26 protein-coding genes are annotated in these 26,199 nt (G+C 36.2%); 13 read left to right on the top strand and 13 right to left on the bottom strand.

What is annotated here, in order from left to right; genetic code table 11:
* Positions 1-145: 145 nt before the first annotated feature.
* A complete protein-coding gene (locus LNP19_RS12250) occupies positions 146-1,690 on the bottom strand; it encodes a DEAD/DEAH box helicase (RefSeq protein ID WP_230062198.1) in 1,545 nt (514 codons plus the stop codon).
* 104 nt (positions 1,691-1,794) lie between these two features.
* Entirely contained in the window at positions 1,795-2,322 is a 528-nt protein-coding gene (locus LNP19_RS12245) for a DUF6155 family protein (RefSeq protein ID WP_230062197.1), read from the bottom strand.
* A gap of 384 nt (positions 2,323-2,706) precedes the next feature.
* On the opposite strand from LNP19_RS12245, the gene LNP19_RS12240 reads away from it, so the two are divergent.
* From LNP19_RS12240 to LNP19_RS12185, 12 genes are all read left to right on the top strand, one after another.
* A complete protein-coding gene (locus LNP19_RS12240) occupies positions 2,707-3,267 on the top strand; it encodes a gluconate 2-dehydrogenase subunit 3 family protein (protein WP_230062196.1) in 561 nt (186 codons plus the stop codon).
* Positions 3,268-3,320: 53 nt separating this feature from the next.
* The gene (locus LNP19_RS12235) at positions 3,321-5,024 is read left to right on the top strand and encodes a GMC oxidoreductase (RefSeq protein ID WP_230062195.1); all 1,704 of its coding nucleotides are present in this window, start codon (positions 3,321-3,323) and stop codon (positions 5,022-5,024) included.
* A 13-nt stretch (positions 5,025-5,037) separates the two neighbouring features.
* A complete protein-coding gene (locus LNP19_RS12230) occupies positions 5,038-6,192 on the top strand; it encodes a Gfo/Idh/MocA family protein (protein WP_230062194.1) in 1,155 nt (384 codons plus the stop codon).
* 7 nt (positions 6,193-6,199) lie between these two features.
* A complete protein-coding gene (locus LNP19_RS12225) occupies positions 6,200-7,252 on the top strand; it encodes a sugar phosphate isomerase/epimerase family protein (RefSeq protein WP_230062193.1) in 1,053 nt (350 codons plus the stop codon).
* 12 nt (positions 7,253-7,264) lie between these two features.
* A complete protein-coding gene (locus tag LNP19_RS12220) occupies positions 7,265-7,630 on the top strand; it encodes a c-type cytochrome (protein ID WP_230062192.1) in 366 nt (121 codons plus the stop codon).
* 48 nt (positions 7,631-7,678) lie between these two features.
* Positions 7,679-9,133, top strand: a complete 1,455-nt coding sequence (locus LNP19_RS12215) for a Gfo/Idh/MocA family protein (protein WP_230062191.1) — start codon at positions 7,679-7,681, stop codon at positions 9,131-9,133.
* Between the two features lie 23 nt (positions 9,134-9,156).
* Positions 9,157-9,879: a 3-keto-disaccharide hydrolase gene (locus LNP19_RS12210; RefSeq protein ID WP_230062190.1), complete on the top strand. Its 723-nt coding sequence runs from the start codon at positions 9,157-9,159 to the stop codon at positions 9,877-9,879.
* 146 nt (positions 9,880-10,025) lie between these two features.
* On the top strand, positions 10,026-11,261 hold the full coding sequence (locus LNP19_RS12205) for a nucleoside permease (protein WP_230062189.1): 1,236 nt from the start codon (positions 10,026-10,028) through the stop codon (positions 11,259-11,261).
* 12 nt (positions 11,262-11,273) lie between these two features.
* On the top strand, positions 11,274-12,164 hold the full coding sequence (locus LNP19_RS12200) for a hydroxypyruvate isomerase family protein (protein ID WP_230062188.1): 891 nt from the start codon (positions 11,274-11,276) through the stop codon (positions 12,162-12,164).
* 19 nt (positions 12,165-12,183) lie between these two features.
* Positions 12,184-13,059 carry a sugar phosphate isomerase/epimerase family protein gene (locus tag LNP19_RS12195; protein WP_230062187.1) on the top strand — a complete coding sequence of 292 codons (876 nt, stop codon included), beginning with the start codon at positions 12,184-12,186 and terminating at the stop codon, positions 13,057-13,059.
* Positions 13,060-13,233: 174 nt separating this feature from the next.
* Positions 13,234-13,518 carry a DUF3817 domain-containing protein gene (locus tag LNP19_RS12190; protein ID WP_230062186.1) on the top strand — a complete coding sequence of 95 codons (285 nt, stop codon included), beginning with the start codon at positions 13,234-13,236 and terminating at the stop codon, positions 13,516-13,518.
* Positions 13,511-14,767, top strand: coding sequence for a mechanosensitive ion channel family protein (locus tag LNP19_RS12185; protein WP_230062185.1), 1,257 nt, complete (start codon positions 13,511-13,513; stop codon positions 14,765-14,767). The genes LNP19_RS12190 and LNP19_RS12185 overlap by 8 nt, the downstream gene beginning before the upstream one ends.
* 73 nt (positions 14,768-14,840) lie before the next feature.
* On the opposite strand, the gene LNP19_RS12180 is transcribed toward LNP19_RS12185, so the two are convergent.
* Entirely contained in the window at positions 14,841-15,227 is a 387-nt protein-coding gene (locus LNP19_RS12180) for an acyl-CoA thioesterase (protein ID WP_230062184.1), read from the bottom strand.
* 67 nt (positions 15,228-15,294) lie between these two features.
* Here LNP19_RS12180 and LNP19_RS12175 point away from each other — a divergent pair, with 67 nt between their 5' ends.
* Positions 15,295-15,696 carry a glyoxalase gene (locus LNP19_RS12175; protein ID WP_230062183.1) on the top strand — a complete coding sequence of 134 codons (402 nt, stop codon included), beginning with the start codon at positions 15,295-15,297 and terminating at the stop codon, positions 15,694-15,696.
* 4 nt (positions 15,697-15,700) lie between these two features.
* On the opposite strand, the gene LNP19_RS12170 is transcribed toward LNP19_RS12175, so the two are convergent.
* From LNP19_RS12170 to hisD, 10 genes are all read right to left on the bottom strand, one after another.
* Positions 15,701-16,399: a DUF4240 domain-containing protein gene (locus LNP19_RS12170; RefSeq protein ID WP_230062182.1), complete on the bottom strand. Its 699-nt coding sequence runs from the start codon at positions 16,397-16,399 to the stop codon at positions 15,701-15,703.
* A 58-nt stretch (positions 16,400-16,457) separates the two neighbouring features.
* Entirely contained in the window at positions 16,458-18,113 is a 1,656-nt protein-coding gene (locus LNP19_RS12165; protein ID WP_230062181.1) for a M1 family metallopeptidase, read from the bottom strand.
* Between the two features lie 80 nt (positions 18,114-18,193).
* Complete coding sequence (locus LNP19_RS12160; RefSeq protein ID WP_230062180.1) at positions 18,194-19,624, bottom strand: leucyl aminopeptidase family protein; 1,431 nt, start codon at positions 19,622-19,624, stop codon at positions 18,194-18,196.
* A gap of 191 nt (positions 19,625-19,815) precedes the next feature.
* Positions 19,816-20,415 (bottom strand): bifunctional phosphoribosyl-AMP cyclohydrolase/phosphoribosyl-ATP diphosphatase HisIE, encoded by a 600-nt coding sequence (gene hisIE / locus LNP19_RS12155; RefSeq protein ID WP_230062179.1) that lies wholly within the window; start codon positions 20,413-20,415, stop codon positions 19,816-19,818.
* A gap of 59 nt (positions 20,416-20,474) precedes the next feature.
* Positions 20,475-21,230 carry an imidazole glycerol phosphate synthase subunit HisF gene (gene hisF / locus LNP19_RS12150; RefSeq protein WP_230062178.1) on the bottom strand — a complete coding sequence of 252 codons (756 nt, stop codon included), beginning with the start codon at positions 21,228-21,230 and terminating at the stop codon, positions 20,475-20,477.
* A gap of 72 nt (positions 21,231-21,302) precedes the next feature.
* Positions 21,303-22,028, bottom strand: a complete 726-nt coding sequence (hisA, locus tag LNP19_RS12145) for a 1-(5-phosphoribosyl)-5-[(5-phosphoribosylamino)methylideneamino]imidazole-4-carboxamide isomerase (RefSeq protein WP_230062177.1) — start codon at positions 22,026-22,028, stop codon at positions 21,303-21,305.
* Between the two features lie 13 nt (positions 22,029-22,041).
* Positions 22,042-22,623, bottom strand: a complete 582-nt coding sequence (gene hisH / locus LNP19_RS12140; RefSeq protein WP_230062176.1) for an imidazole glycerol phosphate synthase subunit HisH — start codon at positions 22,621-22,623, stop codon at positions 22,042-22,044.
* An 81-nt stretch (positions 22,624-22,704) separates the two neighbouring features.
* Positions 22,705-23,841: a bifunctional histidinol-phosphatase/imidazoleglycerol-phosphate dehydratase HisB gene (hisB, locus tag LNP19_RS12135; RefSeq protein WP_230062175.1), complete on the bottom strand. Its 1,137-nt coding sequence runs from the start codon at positions 23,839-23,841 to the stop codon at positions 22,705-22,707.
* Between the two features lie 20 nt (positions 23,842-23,861).
* The gene (gene hisC, locus LNP19_RS12130; RefSeq protein ID WP_230062174.1) at positions 23,862-24,914 is read right to left on the bottom strand and encodes a histidinol-phosphate transaminase; all 1,053 of its coding nucleotides are present in this window, start codon (positions 24,912-24,914) and stop codon (positions 23,862-23,864) included.
* Positions 24,904-26,196 (bottom strand): histidinol dehydrogenase, encoded by a 1,293-nt coding sequence (hisD, locus tag LNP19_RS12125; protein WP_230062173.1) that lies wholly within the window; start codon positions 26,194-26,196, stop codon positions 24,904-24,906. Before hisD ends, hisC begins: the two co-directional genes overlap by 11 nt.
* Positions 26,197-26,199 lie beyond the last annotated feature (3 nt).

The following is a 26,199-nucleotide window of genomic DNA, read 5'->3' as shown; positions in this document are numbered from 1 at the left end:
TGTTTGTATTCCCTAGCCCCGATTACTTCACTTGCCTTTTATTTTCATTGGAGTTCAGTGAACTTCGTTTGAAGTGAAAATCCTGTTGTCTCGTTTCTTTAACGAGACAAGAGATTGTAACGAATAGCAGGATTAGCTCTTTATGTTAATCCTCATCGGGTTCGTTCATGATTTTTTCACGATACTTTTTCCCGATTAATAAGGTCAATTTCAATTTATAATCGTCAATAAGCCATTCGCGATAGTTTTTACTGCACTGGCTCAGACATTTAGAATAACGTTTGATGCGGCAATCGATATCATTCTCTAATTCCTTAGACAGGGATTTAGCTTCCTGTAGGGTTTCAGTATTGTCAACGCACATGGCGGCATGCTGGTCTAAGGATTTATCCAGAACCACCTTAGAACGCAGGTTTTGTTTTATGATGAGTTTGTGTTCTTCATCGACATCAAAACTTACATCGGCAGTTTTGCTGAATTTAGCACGCAATTCCGGTGGCATGGTGTATTTGAAAAACATTTCAATTTCAGTATCATCGCGCAGGTTTTCTAAATAAAACTCGGGCGATTTGAAGATGTGTTGCCAGTTTACCGGTTCGCTCCAAAGACCAAAACGGGCGGCATTGTTTCCTAAATCGATCACGGTAAATTCATCTTTACCGGGTAATTTTCGGGAACCACGACCAATCATTTGGTAATATAATGTCAGTGATTTTGTGGCTCTGTTCAGGATGATTGTTTCTACAGTTGGTTCATCAAAACCGGTGGTTAAAATCCCCACAGAGGTTAGTATGGCATCCTTAGTATGCTTGAACCAATGTAATATGTCTTTTCTTTCTTCGTTGCTGCTGGTATTGTCTAAATGGCGTATCGCATATCCTGCTTCCCTAAAGGTTTCATAGACATAAAGCGACGTATTGATCCCGTTATTGAAAATCAATGTTTTCTTACCCAACGATTTCTCTGTATAGGCATGCAATAGTTTCTCTTGCATAAGGGAATTAGTATATAAATCATCGGAAGATTTCACCGTATAATCCCCGTTTATTCCCACCTTAAGCGAAGTCAAACCTACATCATAGCTATAAGTGGTGGCTTTGGCCAAAAAGCCGTTTTGAATCAAGGAACTGATGGTGTCGCCCACTATTAGTTCGTTATAACTTTCGTTCATTGGCAGCTTGATGTTAGAACTCAAAGGAGTTGCCGTAACACCTAGAATAAAGGAATTAGCAAATGAAGTTAATAGTTTTCTAAAGGAATTGTAATGTGCCTCATCAATAATCACTAAACCTACATTGTCAAGTTCGAGTTTCTCATCATTGATACGGTTTTTCAAAGTCTCAACCATGGCTACAAAACAAGAGTATTCGTCTTGATCGGGAAATTCTTTGACCTTACTGTTGATAATTTTATTTTTTACGCCAAAACCTTTTAGCATCTTAGAGGTTTGCTTGCACAACTCAATACGATGGGTCAAAACAACAACTTTCTTATTGTGCTGTGACAAATAACGGCGTACAATTTCGGAGAATATCACCGTTTTACCTCCGCCGGTAGGCAATTGGTAAAGTAAATGATGGTTTTGCGGAGCATTGTCTATGCGTTCAAATATGGCATCAATATCTCCTTGTTGGTAAGCATAAAGTTCTTTTCTGTCTTCTTTTTCTATTTCTATAGTATTTTCAAACATTGTTTTTTGTTGGATTTTTGCAAAAATACACCTAAAAAACAGTTATTCCGTTATTTTTAGTTTAAAATATGTATAGCGATTTAATAAAATTGAATTATAGGGATTTAGTATTCGAGACGTTCCACAATGGTTTGGAACTGTTCTTTGTTCTTCCATTTTTGTTCAAAAGCTTCATTTTGAATGGATTTTAGTCTTGTTTTAAAATCTGGCAGGATGCCATTGGCAATCAAATAATGAGCCACTTGCTCAAAGGAATTAAGCATACTTTTGAAAAATATTTCCTGTTTTATGGTGTTTCCGGCCGAGAAAGCCTGCGCAATTTCGATATTATAGAGCATCACATCGGCTATAAGAAAGGGATCAACACCCAAAACCATAAAGTGTTTGATGTATTTTTGAGCAACAGATCGACGCATCTTTGGTTTTTTTCCCCTTCCACTGCTTTGTATTGGAAAATATTCATTAGAGATTTTGATTTTGGATTCCAATAAAAGAGAATTTTCTTTCGGATTAAATACAAAGTCATAATACACTTTCACAGGATTGAATTTTTCATACAATTCGATGATTTGTTCTTCGAGTTGTTCTTTAGTGAGTTCTTTGACGTATTTTTTTAAATCCCTCTTGCTCATAATCTAAGTTTAGTTCTACAAAAGTAAATTAGTTTTTACAGGAATGTTTTAAAATTTACTTGGGAAGTATATTAAAACACTTTTTTCTGGCTTATTGTAGTAAATAAGTTTTACTAAAACGTTTTATTATAATAAAAAACTTATAAAAAAATTACTATAATTATTTTATTGAATCAATTCAATTGCATTTACTATTAATTTGAACGACAATTGACGGTAGTTGTTGCAATTTTTACAATATATTCTCCAATAAATGAAAAATACATAATTAACATTTCATTTTAACATCAAAAATAAATAATTGTTTGTTTTTTATTTATTATTGTAATGATATAATAATTATTAAAAATTCATTTTTAGCTAGTATTATTAATAAAATAAGTAATGGATAGACGTAAAGCACTTAAAAACGTAGCCTTTTTATTAGGAACTGCGATCTCCTCAAGCACAATTGGTGTTTTGTTTGAAAGTTTTGGAGTTTATGAAGGTGAAAAAAATCAGGTCTCTTTTTCTGCCGCTGATGAAGTAATTTTAGGGGAATTTGCAGATATTATAATTCCAACAACAACATCTTCCCTTGGGGCAAAAGCAGCTGGAGTTGGCAGTTTTATTCCTATGATGGTCAGGGATTGCTATCCGGCAAACTTGCAGGAGCTTTTTGCTTCAGGCATGAAGGAAATGTTGTCAAAATGTCAAAAAGATTTCAACAAAGATTTTCTTTCTACCAATGCCCAAGAACGCCATAAATTAATGACTGATTTAACTGCCGAGGCAATCGCTAATAAAAAGAAACCTTCGTTCTTTATGATTGCAAGGGATTTGACTTTGTTAGGCTATTTTTCATCTGAAATTGGTTGTACCCAAGCTCGAGAATACCTTCCCGTTCCCGGAAGATATGACGGCAGCGCAGATTATAAACCGGGACAAAAAGCTTGGGCTACTTAGAAATTTAAAATCCAATTGCTGATTTTTATTACGAACCTTTTAAATGAAAAAAAGTGAATATAAACTCTGATTTAAAAAAACAAAATACTTATGATGCCATTGTCGTTGGTTCAGGAATTAGTGGCGGTTGGGCTGCAAAAGAACTCACAGAGAAAGGATTAAAAGTTTTGATGCTGGAGCGCGGTATGAACATCGAGCACATCAAAGACTATGAATCAGCGATGAAAGCACCTTGGGAGATTGAACATGCAGGAAGACTCACCCAGGAGCAAAAAAGAACCCATCCGGTACAAAGCAGGGATTATCCTTATAATGAAGCTACCGAAAAATGGTGGGTAAATGATCTAGAATGTCCTTATACCGAAGACAAACGTTTTGACTGGTACAGAGGTTTTCATGTGGGAGGAAAATCCTTGATGTGGGGGCGCCAAAGTTACCGTTTTAGTGAACATAATTTTGAAGATAATAAAAAAGACGGTCATGGAAACGACTGGCCTATTCGTTATAAAGATATTGCTCCTTGGTATGATTATGTAGAGAAATTTGCTGGTATCAGCGGGCAAGCCGAAAATTGGCCTCTCTTGCCCGATGGTAAATTTTTGCCGCCAATGGACATGAATTGTGTCGAAAAATCGGTTAAAGAACGCTTAGAAAAACATTACAACAATACCCGATTAATGACCATTGGTCGTACTGCAAACTTGACGGTTCCACATAAAGGCCGCGGCAGTTGTCAATACAGAAATTTATGCAGTCGCGGTTGTCCGTTCGGGGCCTATTTCAGTACGCAGTCTTCTACTTTGCCGGCGGCAGTTGCAACCAAAAGATTAACGGTAAGGCCGTATTCTATTGTCAATCATATCATTTACGATAAAGATACCAAAAAGGCAAAAGGCGTCATGGTAATTGATGCCGAAACCAACGAAACGATAGAGTTTTACGCCAAGATCGTTTTCGTTAATGCATCAACTTTGGGCTCTACATTTATTTTATTAAATTCTACATCCGAAGCGCATCCTAATGGTTTGGGAAATGCCAGCGGACAGTTGGGACATAATTTAATGGATCACCATTTCCGTTGTGGTGCCGAAGGAACTGCCGAAGGTTTTGAAGATAAATATACCTACGGAAGAAGGGCAAACGGAATTTATATTCCAAGATACCAAAACGTAGGCAATGATAAAAGAGATTATTTGAGAGGATTTGGTTACCAAGGCGGAGCCAGCAGAGGTGCTTGGCATAAAGAAGTGGCCGAATTGGCTTTTGGAGAAAATTTCAAAGAGACCTTATCTCTTCCTGCTAACAGCTGGAGTATGGGATTGGGAGGCTTTGGTGAAATGTTACCATATTATGAAAATAGGGTTTATATCGACCATTCTAAGAAAGACAAATGGGGACAACCTATTTTAGCCATTGACTGTGAATTCAAAGAAAACGAGGCTAAAATGCGTGAAGATATGATGAATGATGCCGCCGAAATGCTGGAAGCGTCAGGAATAAAAAATGTGAGGACTTATGATAATGATTGTTACCCAGGCATGGCGATTCATGAAATGGGAACTGCTAGAATGGGGAATGATCCAAAAGATTCTGTTTTAAATAAATGGAACCAGATGCATGAAGTGAACAATGTATTTGTTACCGATGGTTCTTGCATGCCTTCGATTGCCTGCCAAAACCCATCGCTGACATTTATGGCATTGACGGCTCGCGCCTGTGATCATGCCGTAAAAGAATTGAAAAAAGGTAATATTTAGTGCGTCAAAAGCTATGAGAAAATTAAAAATGGGCATGATTGGCGGCGGTAAAAATGCTTTCATTGGAGCAATTCATCGTATTGCCGCCAATATGGATGGCTTGGTTGAATTGCATTGCGGCGCATTTAGTTCTAATCCTGAGATTTCAAAGGAATCTGGAAAAGGCTTATTTCTTCCCGAAGCAAAATGCTACGATTCGTACGAAAAAATGATTGCAATCGAGAGCCAACTTCCCCAAGACCAAAAAATGGATTTTGTGACTATTGTTACTCCAAATTTTACGCATTTTGCTCCCGCTATGATGGCTTTGAATCACGGTTTTCATGTTTTGATCGACAAACCGATGACCTTAAGTCTGGATGAAGCCAAACAATTGCAGCAAAAAGTTAAAGAAACCGGACTTATTTTGTGCTTGACACATACTTATTCGGGTTATCCAATGGTAAAGCAAGCCCGAAAAATGGTTGCTGACAATGATTTTGGCAAAATCAGAAAAGTGATCGTTGAATATACCCAAGGCTGGTTGAGTTCTTTATTGGAAAGTAAAGAGAACAAGCAAGCTCTTTGGCGAACAGATCCCGCAAAAAGTGGTATCAGTGGTTGTATGGGAGATATTGGAACCCATGCCGCACATTTGGCCGAATATATTTCGGGCTTGAAAATCGCTCAGTTGTGTGCCGATATTAACATTGTCGTTGAAGGCAGAAAACTGGACGATGACGGCAATGTATTGTTAAAATTTGACAACGGCGCAAATGGTATTTTGGTTGCCACACAAATAGCAACCGGTGAAGAAAATGGATTGAAAATTAAAATTTATGGTGAAAAAGGAGGCCTAGAATGGCATCAGATGGAACCCAATTCTTTGATAATAAAATGGTCCGACGCTCCAACGCAAATTTACCGTACAGGAAATGGCTATTTGTCTAATATTTCAATGGCGAATTCCCGCACGCCAAGCGGTCATCCAGAAGGTTATCTCGAGGCATTTGCCAATTTATACAAAAATTTTGCTTTGACTTTATCTTTTAAATTGGAAGGAAAAGAACCTACCCAAGAAATGCTTGATTTTCCGTCCGTTGATGACGGAGTTCGAGGGATGGCTTTTATAGAAAACGTGATTGCTTCAGGTAAATCAGATCAAAAATGGTTTGATTTTAAAATTTAAATAAAAAATGACAACAATACAGGGTCCAGCCGTTTTTTTGGCACAATTTATTGGCGATAAAGCCCCGTTTAATTCCTTGGACGGAATTTGCAAATGGGCTTCCGATTTGGGTTTTAAAGGCATCCAAATGCCAACTTTAGACAGCCGTTTTATTGATTTGCAAAAAGCCGCAGAAAGCAAAACTTATGCGGAGGAGTTAAAAGGCAGAATCGCTTCACATGGTTTGGAAATAACCGAATTGTCGACCCATTTGCAGGGTCAGTTGGTGGCGGTTCATCCCGCCTACGATGATTTTTTTGACGCTTTTGCTCCTAAGGAAGTTCACGGAAAACCAAAAGCGAGACAGGAATGGGCGGTGCAACAATTGAAGTATGCGGCAAAAGCCTCGCAGAATTTGGGATTAAATGCCCATGCTACATTTAGCGGTTCTTTACTTTGGCAATATTTTCATCCTTGGCCACAGCGACCTCCCGGTTTGGTCGAAGATGGTTTTGCTGAATTGGCCAAACGCTGGTTGCCTATTTTGAACGAATTTGATAATGCTGGTGTTGATCTTTGTTATGAAATTCATCCCGGTGAAGATTTATTTGATGGAGAAACCTATGAAATGTTTTTGAAAGCGGTAAACAATCATTCCAGAGCCTGTATTTTGTACGATCCCTCCCATTTTGTTTTACAACAATTGGATTACATACAATATATCGATTTTTATCACGAACGAATCAAAGCTTTTCATGTCAAGGATGCCGAGTTCAATCCCACGGGAAAACAAGGAACTTTTGGAGGTTATCAAAGTTGGTTAAATCGAGCCGGAAGGTATCGTTCTCCGGGAGACGGACAAATAGATTTTAAAACCATTTTTAGCAAATTAACCCAATACGATTTTAAAGGCTGGGCCGTGATGGAATGGGAATGTTGCTTGAAAAACCAAGAAGATGGCGCGCGTGAAGGTGCTGAATTTATAAAAAATCATATTATAAAAGTTACCGATAAGGCCTTTGACGATTTTGCCGCAGTAGAAACAAACCAAGTTTTTAACAGGAAAAATTTAGGATTATAAAAATATAAATACATGAAATTTAATTACTTATTTTTAGGAATTGCCATCATTACTTTAGCTTCATTTTCTAAAGAAAATACAGCAGAAAAATACACACCTAAAGTTGATGTTGTTTTTCAATTTTCAGATGGTGAAAAATTGATTGCTAAATCAGATTGCATCGGTTGTCATAAATTAGATAAAAAGCTCATAGGTCCCTCCTATTTGGAAATTGCAAATAAATATGCAGCCAATGAAAAAAACATTTCTTATTTGTCCAATAAAATCATAAAAGGCGGTTCAGGAGTTTGGGGAACTGTCCCGATGGGAGCGCACGCCTCGATGAAAAAAGACGAGGCAAAAACAATAGCAAAATACATTTTATCATTGAAAAAGTAATCTATTTATTTCGATTTATAAACTAACCAAGCAAACTTTAAAAAATAAATGAAAGACGAAAAAGATAATAAAATCACGAATAACCGCCGTGATTTTATAAAAACAACCGCTATTGCCGCTGCGGGATTTATGATTGTTCCTCGTCATGTTTTGGGAAGGGGATTTGTGGCGCCAAGTGATCGCTTGCTAATTGCCGGAATTGGTGTTGGAGGAAAAGGCCAGTCAGATATTGGAATGTTTGCCAAGAGCGGAAAAGCTGATATTGCCTTTTTATGCGATGTAGATAGCCGCAGGGCTGTAAGAAGTGTAAATGCATTTCCAAAAGCCAAGTTTTACAAAGACTGGCGCGAAATGTTAGACAAAGAACATAAAAATTTTGATGCCGTTTCAGTTTCAACACCGGATCACAATCATGCCATTCAAACCTTGGCAGCGATGCAGTTAGGTAAGCATGTTTACGTTCAAAAACCACTTACCCATGATATTTATGAGGCTCGAATTCTGACTCAAGCCGCTAAAAAATACAAGGTCGTAACCCAAATGGGAAATCAGGGTTCCTCCAATGACGGCACTCGAATTATGAGAGAATGGTATGAAGCGGGTTTGATAGGCGATGTTCATACCGTTAAAGCCTGGACAGATCGCCCTGTATGGCCTCAAGGTATACCTTGGCCAACCAAAACCACCGAAATTCCGAAAGAATTGGACTGGGATTTATGGTTGGGTACTGCTCCACAAAAAAATTATGTTGCTAAATTAGTGCCATTCAACTGGCGCGGATGGTGGGATTATGGAACAGGCGCCCTAGGAGATATGGGCTGTCACTTGATCGATGCGCCATTTAGTATTTTAAATTTAAAATATGCCAAAGATGTTCAATGCAGCGTGGGCTCGGTTTATGTTGATGAATTCAAAAGAGGATATTTTCCGGATAGTTGCCCTCCATCTAGTCACGTTACTTTAACTTTTCCAAAGACCGATAAAACCAAAGGCGATGTAAAATTGCATTGGATGGATGGCGGAATTCAACCAGAACGACCATCAGAATTAGAGCCAAATGAAATTTTTGGAGACGGTGGCAATGGAACTTTATTTATTGGAACCAAAGGAAAAATGATGTGTGATACCTATGGATTGAATCCTCGTTTGCTTCCTTTAAGTCGAAATGAAAACATCAAAGTAGCTCAAAAATACCCTCGCGTCAAAGGCGGTTCTGACGGACATTATAGCCAATGGGTGGAAGCCGCTATTGCCGGCTACGGAAAACAAGAATTAAGTTCGCCCTTTGAAATTGCCGGACCTTTGACCGAAGCTTTATTAATGGCAAATCTAGCAATTAGAGGCTATGATATTCATAAAGAAGTATTGGGTGAAGATGTTTATCCTGGACGATCCGCAAAATTGTTATGGGATAATGACAATATGAAAATTACCAATTTTGATGAAGTCAATCAGTTTGTGAAGCGCGACTATCGCGAAGGCTGGGCTAATTTGACTTTATAAATTAACTATTAAAACCGAAACTTATGATTAAAAATATTTGTACCGCGATTATGCTGATGGCTTTGATTCAAACAACAAACGCCCAAAAAGGGTTTAAACCCCTATTTGACGGAAAAACAACCACAGGATGGCACAACTACGGGAAAACCACAGTTGGTTCAGGCTGGAAAGTAGAAGATGGAACTTTGCACTTTGATCCCACCGCCGCAAAAAATGGACAGGGAGGTGATCTTGTAACTGATCAGGAATACACCAATTTCCATTTGAAATTAGAATGGAAAGTCGCTCCAAAAGCCAATAGCGGTATTATTTTTTATGTAAACGAAGATTTAGAAAATTTCCCAAACACCTATTCTACCGGTTTGGAAATGCAGGTTTTAGATAATGACGGACATCCTGACGGGAAAATTATCAAACATGCCGCAGGTGATTTATACGATTTAATTAAAAGTTCTAAAGCTGCTGCAAAACCTGTAGGCGAATGGAATACCGCCGAAGTAGTTTGCAAATTTGGCAAGCTGACTTTGGTTTTAAATGGGGTATTTGTTGTTGAAACCCAACTTTGGGACGACAATTTTAAATCTTTGGTAGCTGGAAGTAAATTCGCCAGCTGGAAAGATTTTGGAACTTTCAAAACCGGTAAAATTGCTTTACAAGATCATGGAGATCATGTGTGGTACAGAAACATCATGATTAAAGAATGGAATACCATGGATATAACTACGGGATGCGAAAACGGGATGTAATTTCTTTTTCTTTAAAAGAATAAAATACAGCCATATGTGGTAAAATCTCAAAATTTATTTTTGATGGTTTTACCCTGAAATATGAAATATAGAAATCAATTTATAAAAATTAAATCGTTAACTACCAGAATAATTAACCAAAAATAATGAATACTACTACCCGATTTAAATTATCACTAATGATGTTCCTGGAGTTTTTTATCTGGGGAGCTTGGTTTGTAACTCTAGGTACTTTTTTAGGTAACAATTTGAAAGCTTCCGGATCAGAAATTGGATCTATTTTTTCAACCCAATCTTGGGGAGCCATCATTGCTCCTTTTATTATTGGTTTAATTGCTGACCGTTATTTTAATGCCGAAAAAATATTGGGTATTCTTCATCTTGGCGGCGCTTTTTTGATGTACCAAATGTACCAGTCGGATGAAGTAGCTGTCTTTTATACTTACGTTTTGAGTTATATGGTTTTATACATGCCTACCTTGGCCTTAGTTAATTCAGTAGCTTTTAATCAGATGAAAGATCCGGAGAAAGAATTTTCAAATATCAGGGTTTGGGGAACCATCGGCTGGATTTTAGCAGGATTATCTATTAGCTTTTTGTTTCATTGGGATTCGAGCGAAGCAGTTTCTCAGGGATTGCTTAAAAACACCTTTCTGCTGGCAGGAGTTGCCGCTTTCTTGTTAGGAATTTTTAGTTTTGCTTTGCCAAAAACGCCGCCAAAAGTGGCTTCTACCGAAAAAATCAGGATTGGTGACTTACTTGGTTTCGATGCTTTGAGATTATTAAAGGATAAAAATTTTGCGATATTTTTCATTTCCTCCATTCTGATCTGTGTTCCTTTAGCTTTTTATTATCAAAATGCGCATCCTTTTTTAACGGATGCCGGAATCGAAAATCCAACAGGGAAAATGGCAATTGGGCAAATATCTGAAGCACTATTCCTGTTGTTGATTCCAATGTTTTTTGTCCGTTTTGGATTTAAAAAGACCATTCTAGTTGGTATGTTGGCTTGGGCACTACGATATGTTCTGTTTGCTTATGGCAATGGAAGCGATTTAAGTTTTATGCTCATCACCGGAATTGCCTTGCACGGGATTTGTTACGATTTCTTTTTCGTTTCGGGACAAATTTATACCAATTCAAAAGCCGGAGAAAAATACAAAAGTGCCGCGCAGGGATTGATCACTCTCGCCACTTATGGTGTGGGAATGCTAATCGGGTTTGGAGTTGCAGGTTGGATTACCGATAATTATAAAACCCTTGGAGGTGCAATCAATTGGGAAATGGTATGGTTAATTCCTGCCGGAATTGCATTGGTGGTATTTATACTTTTTGCCCTTTTATTCAAGGAGAAAACTAAAACAGAAATTACAACAATCTAAAATTTAATCAAAATGAGTTCTAATTTAAGCAGAAGATCGGTTATAAAAAATATTGTTGCCGGAGCGGTAGCGCTAAACATTCCTCTGGGGTTTTCCGCTGCAGCAAGCCCAAAAGAGACAAATATGGAAGAACAAACAATAAAAGGCAACATTAATCACTCGGTTTGCAGATGGTGTTTCAGTAGTATTGATCTTGAAATCCTTTGTGTAGAAGCCAAAAAAATGGGGATTTCGGCAATTGATTTGGTTGGCCCTGCCGATTGGCCTATATTGAAAAAACACGGTCTTGATTCAGCGATGTGCAACGGTGCAGAGATTAATTTGGTCGATGGATTCAATGACCCAAAATTTCATGAAACCTTAATCAAGAACTATTCAGCAATGATTCCGCTGGTTGCAAAAGCGGGTTATAAGAATCTGATTTGCTTTAGTGGTAACAAAAGAGGAAAAACCGATGAAGAAGGCTGGAACAACTGCGTAAAAGGATTGCAGCCGTTGCTCCCTTTGGCTGAAAAGCACAATGTAGTTTTAGTGATGGAATTATTGAACAGTAAAATTGACCATAAGGATTACCAATGTGATACTACAAAATGGGGAGTGGAACTGGCTAAACGCCTTAATTCGGAACATTTTAAATTACTTTATGACATTTACCACATGCAAATTGACGAAGGAGATGTGATCCGAACAATCAGAGACAACCATAAGTATATTGGTCATTATCATACCGCTGGCGTTCCCGGTAGAAACGAAATTGACGAAAACCAAGAATTAAACTATGCAGCCATCATGAAGGCAATAGTGCAAACAGGATTTAAAGGCTATGTAGCGCAAGAATTTATACCTAAGAATCCAAACAAAATGGACTCTTTAAGAAAAGCGATTGCGATTTGCGATATTTAAGAACAAACAAATAGAATTAATGATAAAAAGAAGAACTTTTTTAATAAATACCGGCATGGCTCTGGGCGCAATAGCACTAGCACCTTCATTGGCTTTCAGCAGCAAAAATAAAAATATTGGACTGCAATTGTATACTTTGCGAGACAGCTTCCCTTCTAATGTGAAAATGGTTTTGGAACAAGTCGCCAAAGCAGGTTTTAAAGAAGTGGAAACCTATGGCTTTTCGTTAAAGAATGGTTTTTTTGGCACATCTGCAAAAGAGTTTAAAACTATTTTATCCGATAATGGTTTGAAATCCCCGAGTGGGCATTATGATCTTGGTACTTTTATTAAAGACGGGAACTCTGATGTTCTTAAAAAAACGATTGAGGCGGCGAATATTTTGGGGAATCAGTATGTAACAATTCCCTGGCTAGAGGAATCACTCAGAAAGAGCGCCGATGATTATAAAAAAATTGCTTTAAAAATAAACCAAGCAGCTGAGATTTGTAAAGAATCAGGTTTAAAATTGGCGTATCACAATCATGCTTTTGAGTTTACCTCATTTGAAGGCACGACTGGTTATGATATTCTGCTCGGCGAAACGGACAAGAAATTAGTTGATTTTGAATTGGATTTGTATTGGGTTGTGCGATCGGGAAATGATCCTTTGCAATTGTTTAAGAAAAATCCGGGACGTTTTAGCATGTGGCATGTCAAGGATATGGATCAAAATAATCCCGATAGAAATACCGAAATTGGTAACGGAAGCATTGATTTTAAATCGATTTTTGCTGAAGCAAAACTGTCAGGGGTAAAACATTTTTTTGTTGAACAGGAAACCAATTATGTTCCTAATCCGATAGAATCAGTAAAAACAAGTTATCAATATGTTAGTAAACTTTTGATTTCATAATATTCCGGATTTGTAAATAAAAGAGAAGACCAACTTGAGGGTTGGTTTTCTCTTTTTTAAATCATAATATTTGGCCTCAAAATTTAACCTTTCTTATGAATTAGTTTTGAATAGAATACTTCAAAAATCAATGTTATTGCCTAATTTTGTCGATTATTACTAAAAATAAATTAAATGCTTAAGATTTTCAAGATTACTGCGATTCTAGAAGGAATATCCTATTTGGTTTTATTTGCTAATATGCTTTTGATCAAGCCTACACACATTGATTTGTACAAAACCCTACTATATCCTATAGGTATGGGCCATGGTGTACTTTTTATTGGCTATGTTTTGCTAGCTGTTTTATTAAAAAACGTTCAAAACTGGGACTTTAAAAACTTAGGTATTATTTTATTTGCTTCACTTGTTCCTTTTGGAACTTTTTATATCGACAAGAAATATTTAAAGAATGTATAAAATTATAGAGCAAATTTTCACCTTCCTCTACCCCATTTTTCGGAAATGGGGATTGGGGTACAATTTTGCCTCTTATTTAAGTTTATTTATAAACATTGCCTTGCTGTGTTTTTTGGCTTATGCCATCTATGTGGTTTTCCGACTTCTTTTGGTCACCATAATAGTTTTTGTAGCTCAAAAAACGAAAACAAATTTTGACGATTTATTAGTATCCAATAAAACAGCAAAATACATAGCCCACCTTATTCCGCTGCTGTTTATTTATAAATCAGTTCCGATAATTCTGGATAAATACGAATATTGGGAAGATATTTTTGGTAAATTGGTAGGGATTTATATCGTATTTCTGATTTTATGGATCATACGAACGGTCTTTAATGCATTGAGAGATTATTTAAAAGTAAAACCTCGATATAGCGACAAACCTATTGATAGCTTCATTCAAGTAATAATGATTGTGCTTTGGTTGGTGGGAATTATACTAATCATATCAAAAATATTTGATATTGACCGCAAAGAGCTTTTGACTACTTTTGGAGCTGTTTCGGCTTTGATTATTTTAATTTTCAGGGATATTATTTTGGGTTTTGTGGCGAGTGTCCAAGTTTCTATAAATGATATGGTTCGTATTGGCGATTGGATTACCATGGAAAAATTTGGAGCTGACGGTGATGTAATCGAAATTAATTTAACCACAGTTAAGGTGCGAAATTTTGACAATACGACTACTACAATTCCTACCTATAGTCTAAGCTCAGATTCTTTTCGAAACTGGCGCGGTATGTTTAAATCTGAAGGACGAAGAATTAAAAGACACATTTTGATCAAAACAAGCAGTATCCGTTTTTTGAATGATGCAGAATTTGATGATTTGAAAAAAATTCAATTGATCAGTGGTTATATTGATACCAGAAAAAGAGAAATTGACAAATTCAATAGTGTGAATTCTATAGATAAATCGATTGCAATCAATGGCCGAAATATCACTAATTTAGGATTATTTCGAAAATACATCATAGAATACCTGCACCATCATCCCGCTTTAAACAAAGATATGTTGATGCTTTGTCGCCAATTGCAATCCGACTCTAATGGGGTTCCTTTGGAAATTTATGCTTTTACGACAGATAAAAAATGGGAGAATTACGAATACATAATGGCTGATATCTTTGATCACGTCATTGCATCTGTTGGTTATTTTGATTTAGAAATTTTCGAATTGCCCTCTGAAAAAGTATTTCTGAATTAGGCTTTAAATGTAAAAAAAGACCTTAAGTATTTTGAAATACTTAAGGTCTTTTTTATAAGCCTTCTTTATTTAATTAAAGCAAACGATTTTTAACATATTCAATTTGTGTTTTTCCATGTGCTTTTGGCTTTCCATCCGCACCTAAATTAACCATTGTGGTAGTATCTATGGAGATAATTGTTTCGCGCGTCATCATGTTTCGAACTTCACACTTTAAGGTCAATGAGCTGTTCCCGAATTTAACCACGTCAATGCCAATTTCAATAATATCTCCCTGTTTTGCGGAACTTCTGAAATTTATTTCCGACATGTGTTTAGTAACTACTTTGGGATTTTCCAGTTGAATTATCGTGTATAAAGCCAGTTCTTCATCAATCCAGGCCAGCAATTTTCCGCCAAATAAAGTTCCGTTTGGATTCAAGTCTTCGGGCTTTACCCATTTTCTAGTATGAAATCGCATAATTTTTATTTTTATAATGCTAAAATAACTCATCTTAGGATATATTTTTTTATTTTTAAAGAAAAAAATGAATCAGAGAGATGTTTTTTTAAGAGAATTTCGAGGAGAAACCATAGGTAGTGTAAGTGCTCAATCTTCTTCGGAGGAAATGTTTCAAAATCAAACCCTTCGCCCTATCCTAAAACTGCAAAACGAACTGTTTATCGCCGCTTTCCATAATTATATTACAAAATATAAGAGCGATTTTTATACCCAAACAGTCGATAAAAAATTAGCGACGATAGAAAATGCAATTCAAAAAGACATTAAGTTCCGTAATGCTATGAAAGGGATGATCATTGGATTATTTACTCAAGACGAATATCTATTGTATATAAAAAACTCATCAAACCTTAATAAAAGAATGATGAGTATGCTTATTGAAAGACTAAAAAGTCAGTTACAATTGTTTGAAAAAATAGCTTTATAATTTATTATTTCCAAAGTTTATTAAACAACAAAGGACAAATGGTTTCCATACTTTTGGGATCTTCTGCGTCCCAAGTAAAATTGAGCAAAGGGTAATTCTCATCAGTGGTGGTAAATAGCTCATAATCAATATAAGGATACAATTCCTGATTGGTTTTGTTTTTGAATGCTGAAACCGCTACAAACCAAAAACCTTCAAATTGATAGGATTTACGGTCAGGAATTACTTGATCAACTAAATAATCCGGATTAGCCTTTGCTTTATAAAAAACGTCTTTCCCTCTGGAGATTAACCAGCATCTAAAATATTCAAAATCACCATCCGAAACACCGCCATTCATGATATAGGCCGCGCACCATAATTCAGGATTGTAGGAATCAAAAAGAAGCTGATCTGTTCTGAGTCGAAAGCCTATTATTTCCTTTGGAGACAATTTTTCAAGTTCAGCAACCAAAAAAAGTTCTTGATCCTCCTGATCTGTATTTTCTTTTATGGAACTTTCAATAAGGTTCCAATAGTGTTCTTCATCAAGCATTTCACTTGATTTAGAAAATGAAATACTATCGAAGGCCACTGTTGCAGTATCTACTATAGGAATGGCTTCTTTTGGAACAGTCTTTACAACTGGGTTGATTTTTTTTTGAGCTGTAACACTAACCCCAAAAACGATCAAACAGAACAAAATTGTATTTGTATTTTTCATAAAAGTGATAAGATAAATCAGTTGATCTGTTTTGTTTTTCAGGTAAAATTAGCAAATATTATTCTGTGATATTGATATTTGCTACATAAAAATTAGTGTCAATTTTAAGTTCTTTATTTTCAGATGTAATTGATTCTTGTTTCCAATTTGTTTCCGGTTTTAGCCATTTTTCGGTGCCATTTAGAGTTACTTTAATAGGCATGTTAAAATTGGCAACACAATTTGTCCAACGAAATGTCAAGCTATTGTCTTTGAAATAATACTCTAATGTAGGAATTCTGGTATCTCTTAAATATTGATTAAAGAAAGTTGCTAAATCCAGTCTAACATTAGTACTCAGATAATCCTCGATTTGTTTTGTGGTAACTGTTTGGTGGTAAAAAGTACTGTTCAATCCTCTCAAAATGGCTTTCCATTTTTCATCGTTATTTACAATTTGGCGTAATGTATGTAACATATTGGCTCCTTTGTAATACATATCACCCGAACCTTCGCTATTCACGTCATAATGACCAATAATCGGTTTGTCGTTTTGAATGCTTTTTCTCACTCCTTTTACATAATCAAAACCGGCTTCTTTCCCATAGTAATATTCCACAAAAAGACTTTCAGAGTAATTTGTAAAACTTTCGTGAATCCACATATCAGCAATGTCCTTGTAGGTAATATTGTTAGCAAACCATTCATGTCCGGATTCATGGATGATAATAAAATCAAATTTGAGTCCCCAGCCTGTACCGCTTAAATCTCTCCCTTTGTAACCGTTTTTAAAATCATTACCATAAGTAACACTACTTTGGTGTTCCATGCCTAAATAAGGCGCTTCCACGAGTTTGTAACTGTCTTCATAAAACGGATAAGGTCCAAACCAATGTTCAAGGGCTTTCAGCATACGAGGAACTTCTTTGAATTGTTTTTTTGCTTTGGCTAAATTATCTCTTAGAACATAATAACTGCAATCTAAATTTCCTTTTTCTCCAGCATATTTTTCCGAAAAAGAAACATAATCACCAATATTTATATTTACCCCATAATTATTGATGGGATTTGCCACATACCAATTGAAGGTTCTTGTACCGTCTTTTAATTTTTTGACACTTTGCAAACGTCCATTAGAAACATTTGTTAAATCACCTGGAACGTTGACACTGATTAACATGTTTTCTACTTCGTCATACATATGATCTTTATTGGGCCACCATACACTCGCACCCAATCCTTGACAGGAAGAAGCTATAAAAGGGTTACCATTATGATCTTTTTTCCAAGTAATTCCTCCATCCCATGGTGGATTTACGGCAATCTTTGGCTGTCCGCTATAGAAAACCTTCAGTTCTTTTAATGCTCCTTTTATCTGTGGAGCGACTAATTCTATAAAAAAGGCATTTCCTTCTCTTTGGTATTTTAATTCTTTACCATCCTGAACTACTTTATCAATTTTCATCGGATTTTGCAAATCAATCTGCATGCGATTGTATGCATTCAACACTTGATATCGGATTGTGTTAGAACCTGTAATAGTGCTGTCTGAAGGATTTACTTTAACATCAAGATGATAGTATTTTACATCCCACCAAGCTCTCTCTTTGGTTATACTTCCTCGAAGGGAATCCTGTCGGGTAAAGACTTCATTGTTCTTTTGTAATAAACCTTGGGCGCTTAGCGAACTAGAAATAAAAAGTGCGACAAAAGCAAAACGAAAATAATGAATCATAGATCTGAAACTTTTAAATAAGAGGGTAAATATATGTATTTTAATTTTTCTTGAAATAGCAGTAATAATAACATTAGTGTTTACAACTGTTCAATGAATTGGGTTAACAAGTGTACCCCATAAGCAGTCGCATGTTTGCTTTTAGCAAATTCATCATCCCCAAATGCGACACCAGCAATGTCTAAATGTGCCCAAGCTGGATGTTCCTGAGTAAAATATTCCAGAAATTTAGCGGCGGTGATAGCTCCAGCAAGCGGTTTTCCACTATAATTTTTGACATCGGCAATATCGCTTTCGATATCTTGTTTATAGGCCTCCCAAAGTGGTAATGGCCACAATCGTTCACCAATTGCATCTCCCGTTTCTTGTATTTTTTTTGAAATAGTTTCATTATTGGTAAATAAAGCGGCGCATTCGTGACCAAATGTACCCATACTGCTTCCCGTTAATGTGGCGATATCTATAATATATTCGGGTTGAAAGTTCTTAATTAAATACGATAATCCATCGGCTAGAATGAGTCGTCCTTCAGCATCTGTATCAATGATTTCGATTGAATTTCCGCTATAACTATGGATTACATCACTGGGCAAAAGCGACCTACTATCTACCGAATTTTCGGCACAAGGAACAATAGCGGTTATTTTAACTGCTAATTGTAAGTCGGCAATGAGTTGCATAGCGCCAAAAACGGCTGCTCCGCCAGCCATATCGCATTTCATTTCCAGCATTCCTGCTGTTTTGATGTTTAAACCACCCGTATCAAAGGTGATTCCTTTTCCTACGAATCCAACATGCTTTAAATTAGGTATACTTTCTTTAGGTGTGTATTTCATAATTATGAACTGAGGTTCATTCTGGCTTGCTTTACCAACGGCCAAAAATGCACCTAAACCCTGAATTTGACAGGCTTCCAGTCCTAAGACTTCAACTTCAAAGCCATATTTTGCTCCTTTGTCAACTGCCCAATTTGCTAAATATTTAGGTGTAACCTTATTTGGTGGCAAATCAACAAGGCTCAAGGTTTCTAGTTGGGCTCGGGCAATTTTTATCGCTCTATTTATAGTTGCCGAATAATCATTATTCGATAAAATTTCTAATTCAAAATGATCGTTCAGAAAAGGATGCGTTTCTTTAATTTTATAATGACCTAAATCATAGGTTCCCAGAAGCAATCCTGAAATTGTAGCCTCTACTAATTCAGTACTAAATTGTTTCGGAATGAATAACGCTACGTTTTTTCCAAAGCTTTCTATCTCTTTTGCGGCGATTCTCCTGAAAATGGTCTTGATGGATTTGTAATCAATCGCTTTTCCTAAACCAATGAATATATAAGTATTCCCTTTATACTCGGCAAGATAGTGCGTATCTTTTTTTCCAAAAAAAACTTTGGAAGAGATTTCTACATCTTCAAATTTTATAGGAATGATACTTTTCGAATTCGTCTCAAAAACCGGTATTAAAATAGTTCCTGAATAATTTTCTAAATGGGCTATTTGTTTCGTTTTCATAATATATCTTTTATTCAAGGCTAAGGGATCTTTTGTTTAGATTCATCACGATTTATGCAGCTTTCGAGCGGAATTGAAGTCATTTTAAAATAGAGAGTAAATATAGTCGATTGCAGTTTCAAAAAAAAGAAAACCCAATAGTTAATAATGATACTATTGGGTTTTAATTTAATTCAGGAAAATTGAAATGGCTATTTTTTTCGGCTTTTCAATACATTCACAACGTCATTTAATTGAAATCCTTTGGCTTGCAATAAAATGAGGTAATGAAAAAGTAAATCGGCGCTTTCGCTCAAAAACAAATCATCATTTTCGTCTTTGGCTTCGATGACCACTTCGATGGCTTCCTCTCCTACTTTTTGAGCAATTTTGTTGATTCCTAATTTAAACAAGGAAGCCACATAACTTTTTTCAGAATCGGCGTTTTCTCTTCTTATTTTAATTGTGTTTTCTAAATCTGAAATAAATCCGTAATCCGTTTTATTTTCTAATCCCCAACAGCTATCCGTTCCTTTATGACAAGTGGGACCTTCCGGCTTCACTTGGATTAATAAAGTATCATTGTCGCAATCATTTTTAACATCTATTAGATGCAAAAAGTTGCCGCTTTCCTCCCCTTTGGTCCAAAGTCTTTGTTTTGATCTGCTGTAGAAAGTCACTTTTCTGGTTTCGATCGTTTTATCGTAAGCTTCTGAATTCATGTAACCCAGCATCAGGACATTTTTAGTTTCGCTGTCTTGAATAATGGCTGGTATCAAACCATCTGTATTTTTTGAAAAATCTAATTTCATAATTTTTATTTAATGATTAAAAGATTGAAGAGTAGAATCTATTTTCTTTAATCTTAACTCTATATCCGAACTTCAACATTGTTATTTTTAAGCTGTTCTTTTAAGGTTTTTATTTCAATTTCTTTAAAATGAAATACACTTGCCGCCAAAGCTGCATCTGCTTTTCCTGCTTTAAAGCAATCTACAAAATGCTGAACAGTTCCGGCTCCTCCTGAAGCAATTATAGGAATATTGACCAATTGGGATAGTTTTGCCAAAGCTTCATTGGCAAAACCGTTCTTGGTTCCGTCGTTATCCATCGAGGTGAAAAGAATTTCTCCTGCGCCACGTTGCTCTACTTCCTTTGCCCAGTCAAACAAGTTCAATTCAGTTGGAACCTTGCCTCCTACCAAATGAACGATCCATTGTTCATCGATTTGTTTGGCGTCAATCGCAACCACCACGCATTGACTACCGAATTTTTGTGCCAAATCATTAATCAACTGCGGATTTTTGACTGCCGATGAATTGATAGAAACTTTGTCAGCACCATTTTGCAATAAAATCTCAACATCTGATACTGATGCAATTCCACCACCCACAGTAAACGGAATATTGATCGTAGAAGCTACTTTACGAACCAAATCGACCAAGGTTTTTCTTCTTTCTTCGGTTGCAGAAATATCTAAAAAAACCAACTCATCGGCTCCTTCGTCCGAGTAGATTTTAGCTAGTTCCACCGGATCTCCAGCGTCGCGTAAATCGACAAAATTAACCCCTTTTACAGTTCGTCCATTTTTTATATCCAGACAGGGTATTATTCTTTTTGTAAGCATGTTTTTTAATGTATTAATTAGAAAATTAGTCAATCAGATAATGTGAACAAATTATCCAATTTTCTAATTATCTCATTTTCTAATTATGTACTCTTCCAATTGTTTCATAGAAATTCGTCCTTCATAAATCGCTTTTCCGATGATGGTTCCTTCGCAACCCAGTTCAGCCAGTTTGGGCAATTCATCAAAAGTTGAAATTCCACCCGAGGCGATTAATTTTATGCCTACTGCTTGCTCCAGTATTTTGGCATACAAATCAAAACTCGGTCCTTCTAACATACCGTCTTTGGCAATATCGGTACAAATAACGTATTGAATTCCTTTATTTTGATAATCTTGAATAAACGGAATCAAATCTTCGTTTGAATCTTCAAGCCAGCCCGAAACGGCTACTTTTTCGTTGTTGGCGTCTGCTCCAAGTATGATTTTATCTGCACCATATTCGGCGATCCATTTTTCGAATATTGTCCTGTTTTTAACTGCAATACTTCCACCGGTAATTTGATTGGCACCGCTTTCAAAAGCAATTTTTAAATCGGAATCCGATTTCAATCCGCCTCCAAAATCAATTTTCAAGTTTGTTTTCGTAGCAATTTGTTCCAGTATTTTATAATTGACAATTTGGTTTGATTTGGCTCCGTCTAAATCCACCAAATGTAAGTATTCGATTCCATGCGCCTCAAATTCCTTGGCCACTTCTAGCGGGTTCTCATTGTAAATAATCTTAGTATTGTAATCGCCTTTTGATAAGCGTACACATTTCCCTTCGATGATATCTATTGCGGGTATTATTCTCATTGATTTTTTAAGTTTAAAGTTTTAGAAAATTTCCTAAGATTTGCTCTCCAGCATCGCCACTTTTTTCTGGGTGAAATTGGGTTCCATAGAAATTATTTTTATGTAAAGCCGAAGCATATTCTACCTCGTAATCAGTAGTTGCGATGGCTTCGGCGCAGTTTGGCGCATAATAACTGTGCACTAAATACATGTATTCCTTTTCTTTAATTCCTTCGAATAAAGGAGATTTGAGATTGTAAATTTGGTTCCAACCCATTTGCGGTACTTTTACTTTTGAAGAGAATTTAATTACATCCACATCAAAAATCCCTAAACCTTTGGTATTTCCTTCTTCAGATTTATTGCACATCAATTGCATTCCTAGGCAAATTCCCAAGACGGGTTGCTTAAGTGTAGAAATCAAATCATCCAAACCGCTTTCTAAAAGCATTTTCATTGCAGAACTCGCTTCGCCTACTCCGGGAAAGATTACTTTATCGGCAGTTTTAATTTCGGTAGGATTGTTACTTAAAACAGCTGTAAATCCCAGTCTTTCGATAGCAAATAGGATGCTCTGAATATTTCCCGCTCCGTAATTTATAATTACTATTTTCATTTATTAATTGTTTCAAGTTTCAAGTTTAAAGTTTCAAGTTATTTTGTGATAAGCTGAAACTTTAAACTCGAAACAACTTTTTTATAGCATTCCTTTTGTGCTTGGTAGAATCATTTTCTCGGTATCGCGTTTCACCGCCACTTTTATCGCTTTGGCGAAAGCCTTAAAAATGGCTTCGATCTTATGGTGTTCGTTTTGTCCTTCGGCCTTTATGTTGATATTGGCTTTAGCCCCGTCAGAGAAGGATTTAAAGAAATGCAAGAACATTTCCGTAGGCATTTTGCCCACCATTTCGCGTTTGAATTCGGTTTCCCAAACTAGCCAGTTTCTACCTCCAAAATCGATGGCAACCTGAGCCAAACAATCGTCCATTGGCAAACAAAAACCATAACGTTCAATCCCTAATTTATTTCCTAACGCCTTAGCAAAAACTTCTCCAAGCGCAATGGCAGTATCTTCGATCGTGTGGTGTTCATCGACCTCCAAATCACCTTTTACAAGGATTTCCAAATCCATTTGTCCGTGGCGGGCAATTTGGTCGAGCATGTGGTCAAAAAAAACAATTCCAGTTTCTATCTTGCTTTTTCCGGTTCCGTCCAGATTCAAATTGATATAAATATCAGTTTCATTTGTCTTTCTTTCTATCGAAGCAGAACGTGCTTCCAATTTAAGAAACTCATAAATCACTTTCCAATCGGTGCTTTGTAAACTAATAACCGAATCTAATTCTTCTTTTTTAGAAGCAATTTCAGTACTTCCGGGGCCATCAGTTGTATTCAGGAAAATAGCTTTAGCTCCTAAATTTTTAGCCAATTCTACATCGGTCAATCGATCACCCAAAACAAAAGAGTTTTCCAGGTCATAGGCCGGATTATCGATATATTTAGTCAACATTCCTGTTCTTGGTTTGCGGGTTGGCGCATTGTCTTCGGGAAAAGAACGATCTACAAAAATATCATCAAAAAGGACGCCTTCATTTTCAAAAGCTCTCAGAATAAAATTTTGAGTTGGCCAAAAAGTATCTTCAGGAAAACTAGGGGTTCCTAGTCCATCTTGATTGGTTACCATAACCAATTCATAATCTAATTCTTTTGCAATTTTAGCTAGATATTGGAATGATTTTGGGTAAAATTCTAATTTTTCTAGACTATCTAATTGATATCCTTCCGGTTCTAAAACAATCGTTCCGTCACGATCGATAAAAAGTACTTTTTTCATTTTTTTATTTCTTTTGACCATTAGCTAATGGCTAATAATGCATCCATTAATTTTTTATTTTCTTGAGCTGTTCCAATCGTCAAACGCAACGTGTTTTCACACAAGGGCTGCGTTGTTCTGTTCCTGATTACAATTCCTTTGGCAATTAATTCATTGTATCTTTTATTAGCGTCATCTACTTTTATTAATACAAAATTAGCTTCTGTAGGATAAATTTTGCTTACAAATTTTACTTGATCTAATACTTTAAGTAAACTTTCTCTTTGATCTATAATTGAATTGATTTCAAATTCAATTTTATCTTTTTGATTCAAACGTTCTATAGCTCTTTTTTGCGTTAATTCATTGACGTTATAAGGCGGTTTGATTTTGTTTAAAACTGAAATTACTTGGCTGGAAGCATAACAAATCCCCAATCTAATTCCTGCCAAACCATAGGCTTTTGAAAGTGTTTGCGTAATGACCAAATTAGGATATTCATCCAATTCGTTAATCCAACTTTGCTTTTTCGAAAAATCAATATAGGCTTCGTCAATAACAACTAAGCCGTTGAAATTTTGTAATAAAGTAACAATACTTTCATCAGAAAAAGAGTTTCCTGTTGGATTATTTGGCGAACATAAAAAGATAATTTTAGTGTTTTGATTCACGGCTGCTAAAATAGCGTCAATTTCAGGTTGAAAATCTTTAGAGAGTAAAATCTCTTTATTTTCTACGGCATTGATATTGGCTAAAACTCCGTACATTCCGTAAGTGGGTGGCAAAGTGATAACGTTGTCATCTTTGGGTTCGCAAAATGCTCTAAAAAGCAAGTCCAACACTTCATCGCTTCCGTTTCCGAGCAATATCTGATTGGTTTTTAGACTTTTTTGTTTGGCCAAAATGCCTTTTACGGTACTTTGCTGCGGATCCGGATAACGATTTACACCGTTTTCGAAAGGGTTTTCGTTAGCATCGAGAAAAATCATCTCGGCGGTGTCAAAATCCTCAAATTCATCTCTGGCAGACGAATACGGCTTTAATTGCTTTACGTTTTCTCTAACTAGATTATTTATGTCAAAATTATTTTTCATCTTTAATGGCTTTTAATCGTAAGCTAACTGCATTTTTGTGGGCTTGTAAACCTTCGGCTTCTGCCATGATTTCAATGGCTTTGCCAATATTTTGAATTCCTTTTTTGGATATTTTTTGGAAAGTCATTGATTTGGTAAAACTATCTAAATTGACACCGCTATAATTCTTCGCAAATCCATTGGTTGGCAAAGTGTGATTGGTTCCCGAAGCATAATCTCCGGCACTTTCAGGAGTATAATTTCCTATAAAAACGGATCCTGCGTTTTCAACTCCATCAATATAAAAATCATCCGCCGCAGTGCAGATTATAAAGTGCTCCGGACCGTATTCATTGATTAATTCCAAGGCTATTTTATCATTCTCAACAAATATCAATTTAGAATTGGCAATGGCTTTTTCGGCGATTGTTTTTCTTGGCAGAACGTCCATTTGAATTTGGATTTCTTTTTCTACGGCATCAATCAAGTTTTTAGAAGTCGAAACTAAAATAACCTGACTGTCCGTTCCATGCTCTGCTTGTGATAACAAATCCGATGCCACAAAAGCGGGAACGGCGGCATCGTCGGCAACGACTAATAATTCAGAAGGTCCAGCCGGCATATCGATAGCCACACCAAATTGTGTCGCCAATTGTTTTGCCACGGTTACAAACTGGTTTCCGGGGCCGAAAATTTTATATACTTTTGGGATCGTTTCTGTCCCAAAAGTCATTCCTGCAATCGCTTGGATACCACCTACTTTCAAAATTTTGGTTACTCCACATAAATTAGCGGCATATAAAATGGCTGGATTAATTTTTCCGTTTTTATCTGGCGGAGAACATAGAACAATTTCATTACAACCAGCAATATTAGCTGGAACGGCAAGCATTAAAACGGTCGAAAATAAAGGTGCTGTTCCTCCGGGAATGTACAATCCTATTTTTTGAATTGCTCTTTTTTCCTGCCAACAATTGACACCCTCAGTAGTTTCGATAATTACTCGATCCGTTTTTTGGGCCGCATGAAATTTTTCAATATTCGATTTCGCAAGTTGAATCGATTCTTTCAGTTCGTTAGTTATTAAACTGACTGCCTCGTTTATTTCATCTTGTGATACTTCGTAGTTTTCAAGAGAAACGCCATCAAATAAGGAAGTGTATTTGGCAACAGCAAGATCCCTTTTCTTTTGGATTTCTTTGAATATTTCTTTTACGGTAAATTCTATATCATCTACTGTTTTGGTTGGTCGCTCTAAAATTGCAGTCCAGGTTTCGGGTTTTGGGTTGTATATTTTATTCATTTT

Source organism: Flavobacterium acetivorans (assembly GCF_020911885.1).
GTDB classification, from domain to species: domain Bacteria; phylum Bacteroidota; class Bacteroidia; order Flavobacteriales; family Flavobacteriaceae; genus Flavobacterium; species Flavobacterium acetivorans.
Note: the sequence above shows the minus strand (reverse complement) of the source record. Positions and strands in the feature narration are given on the sequence as shown.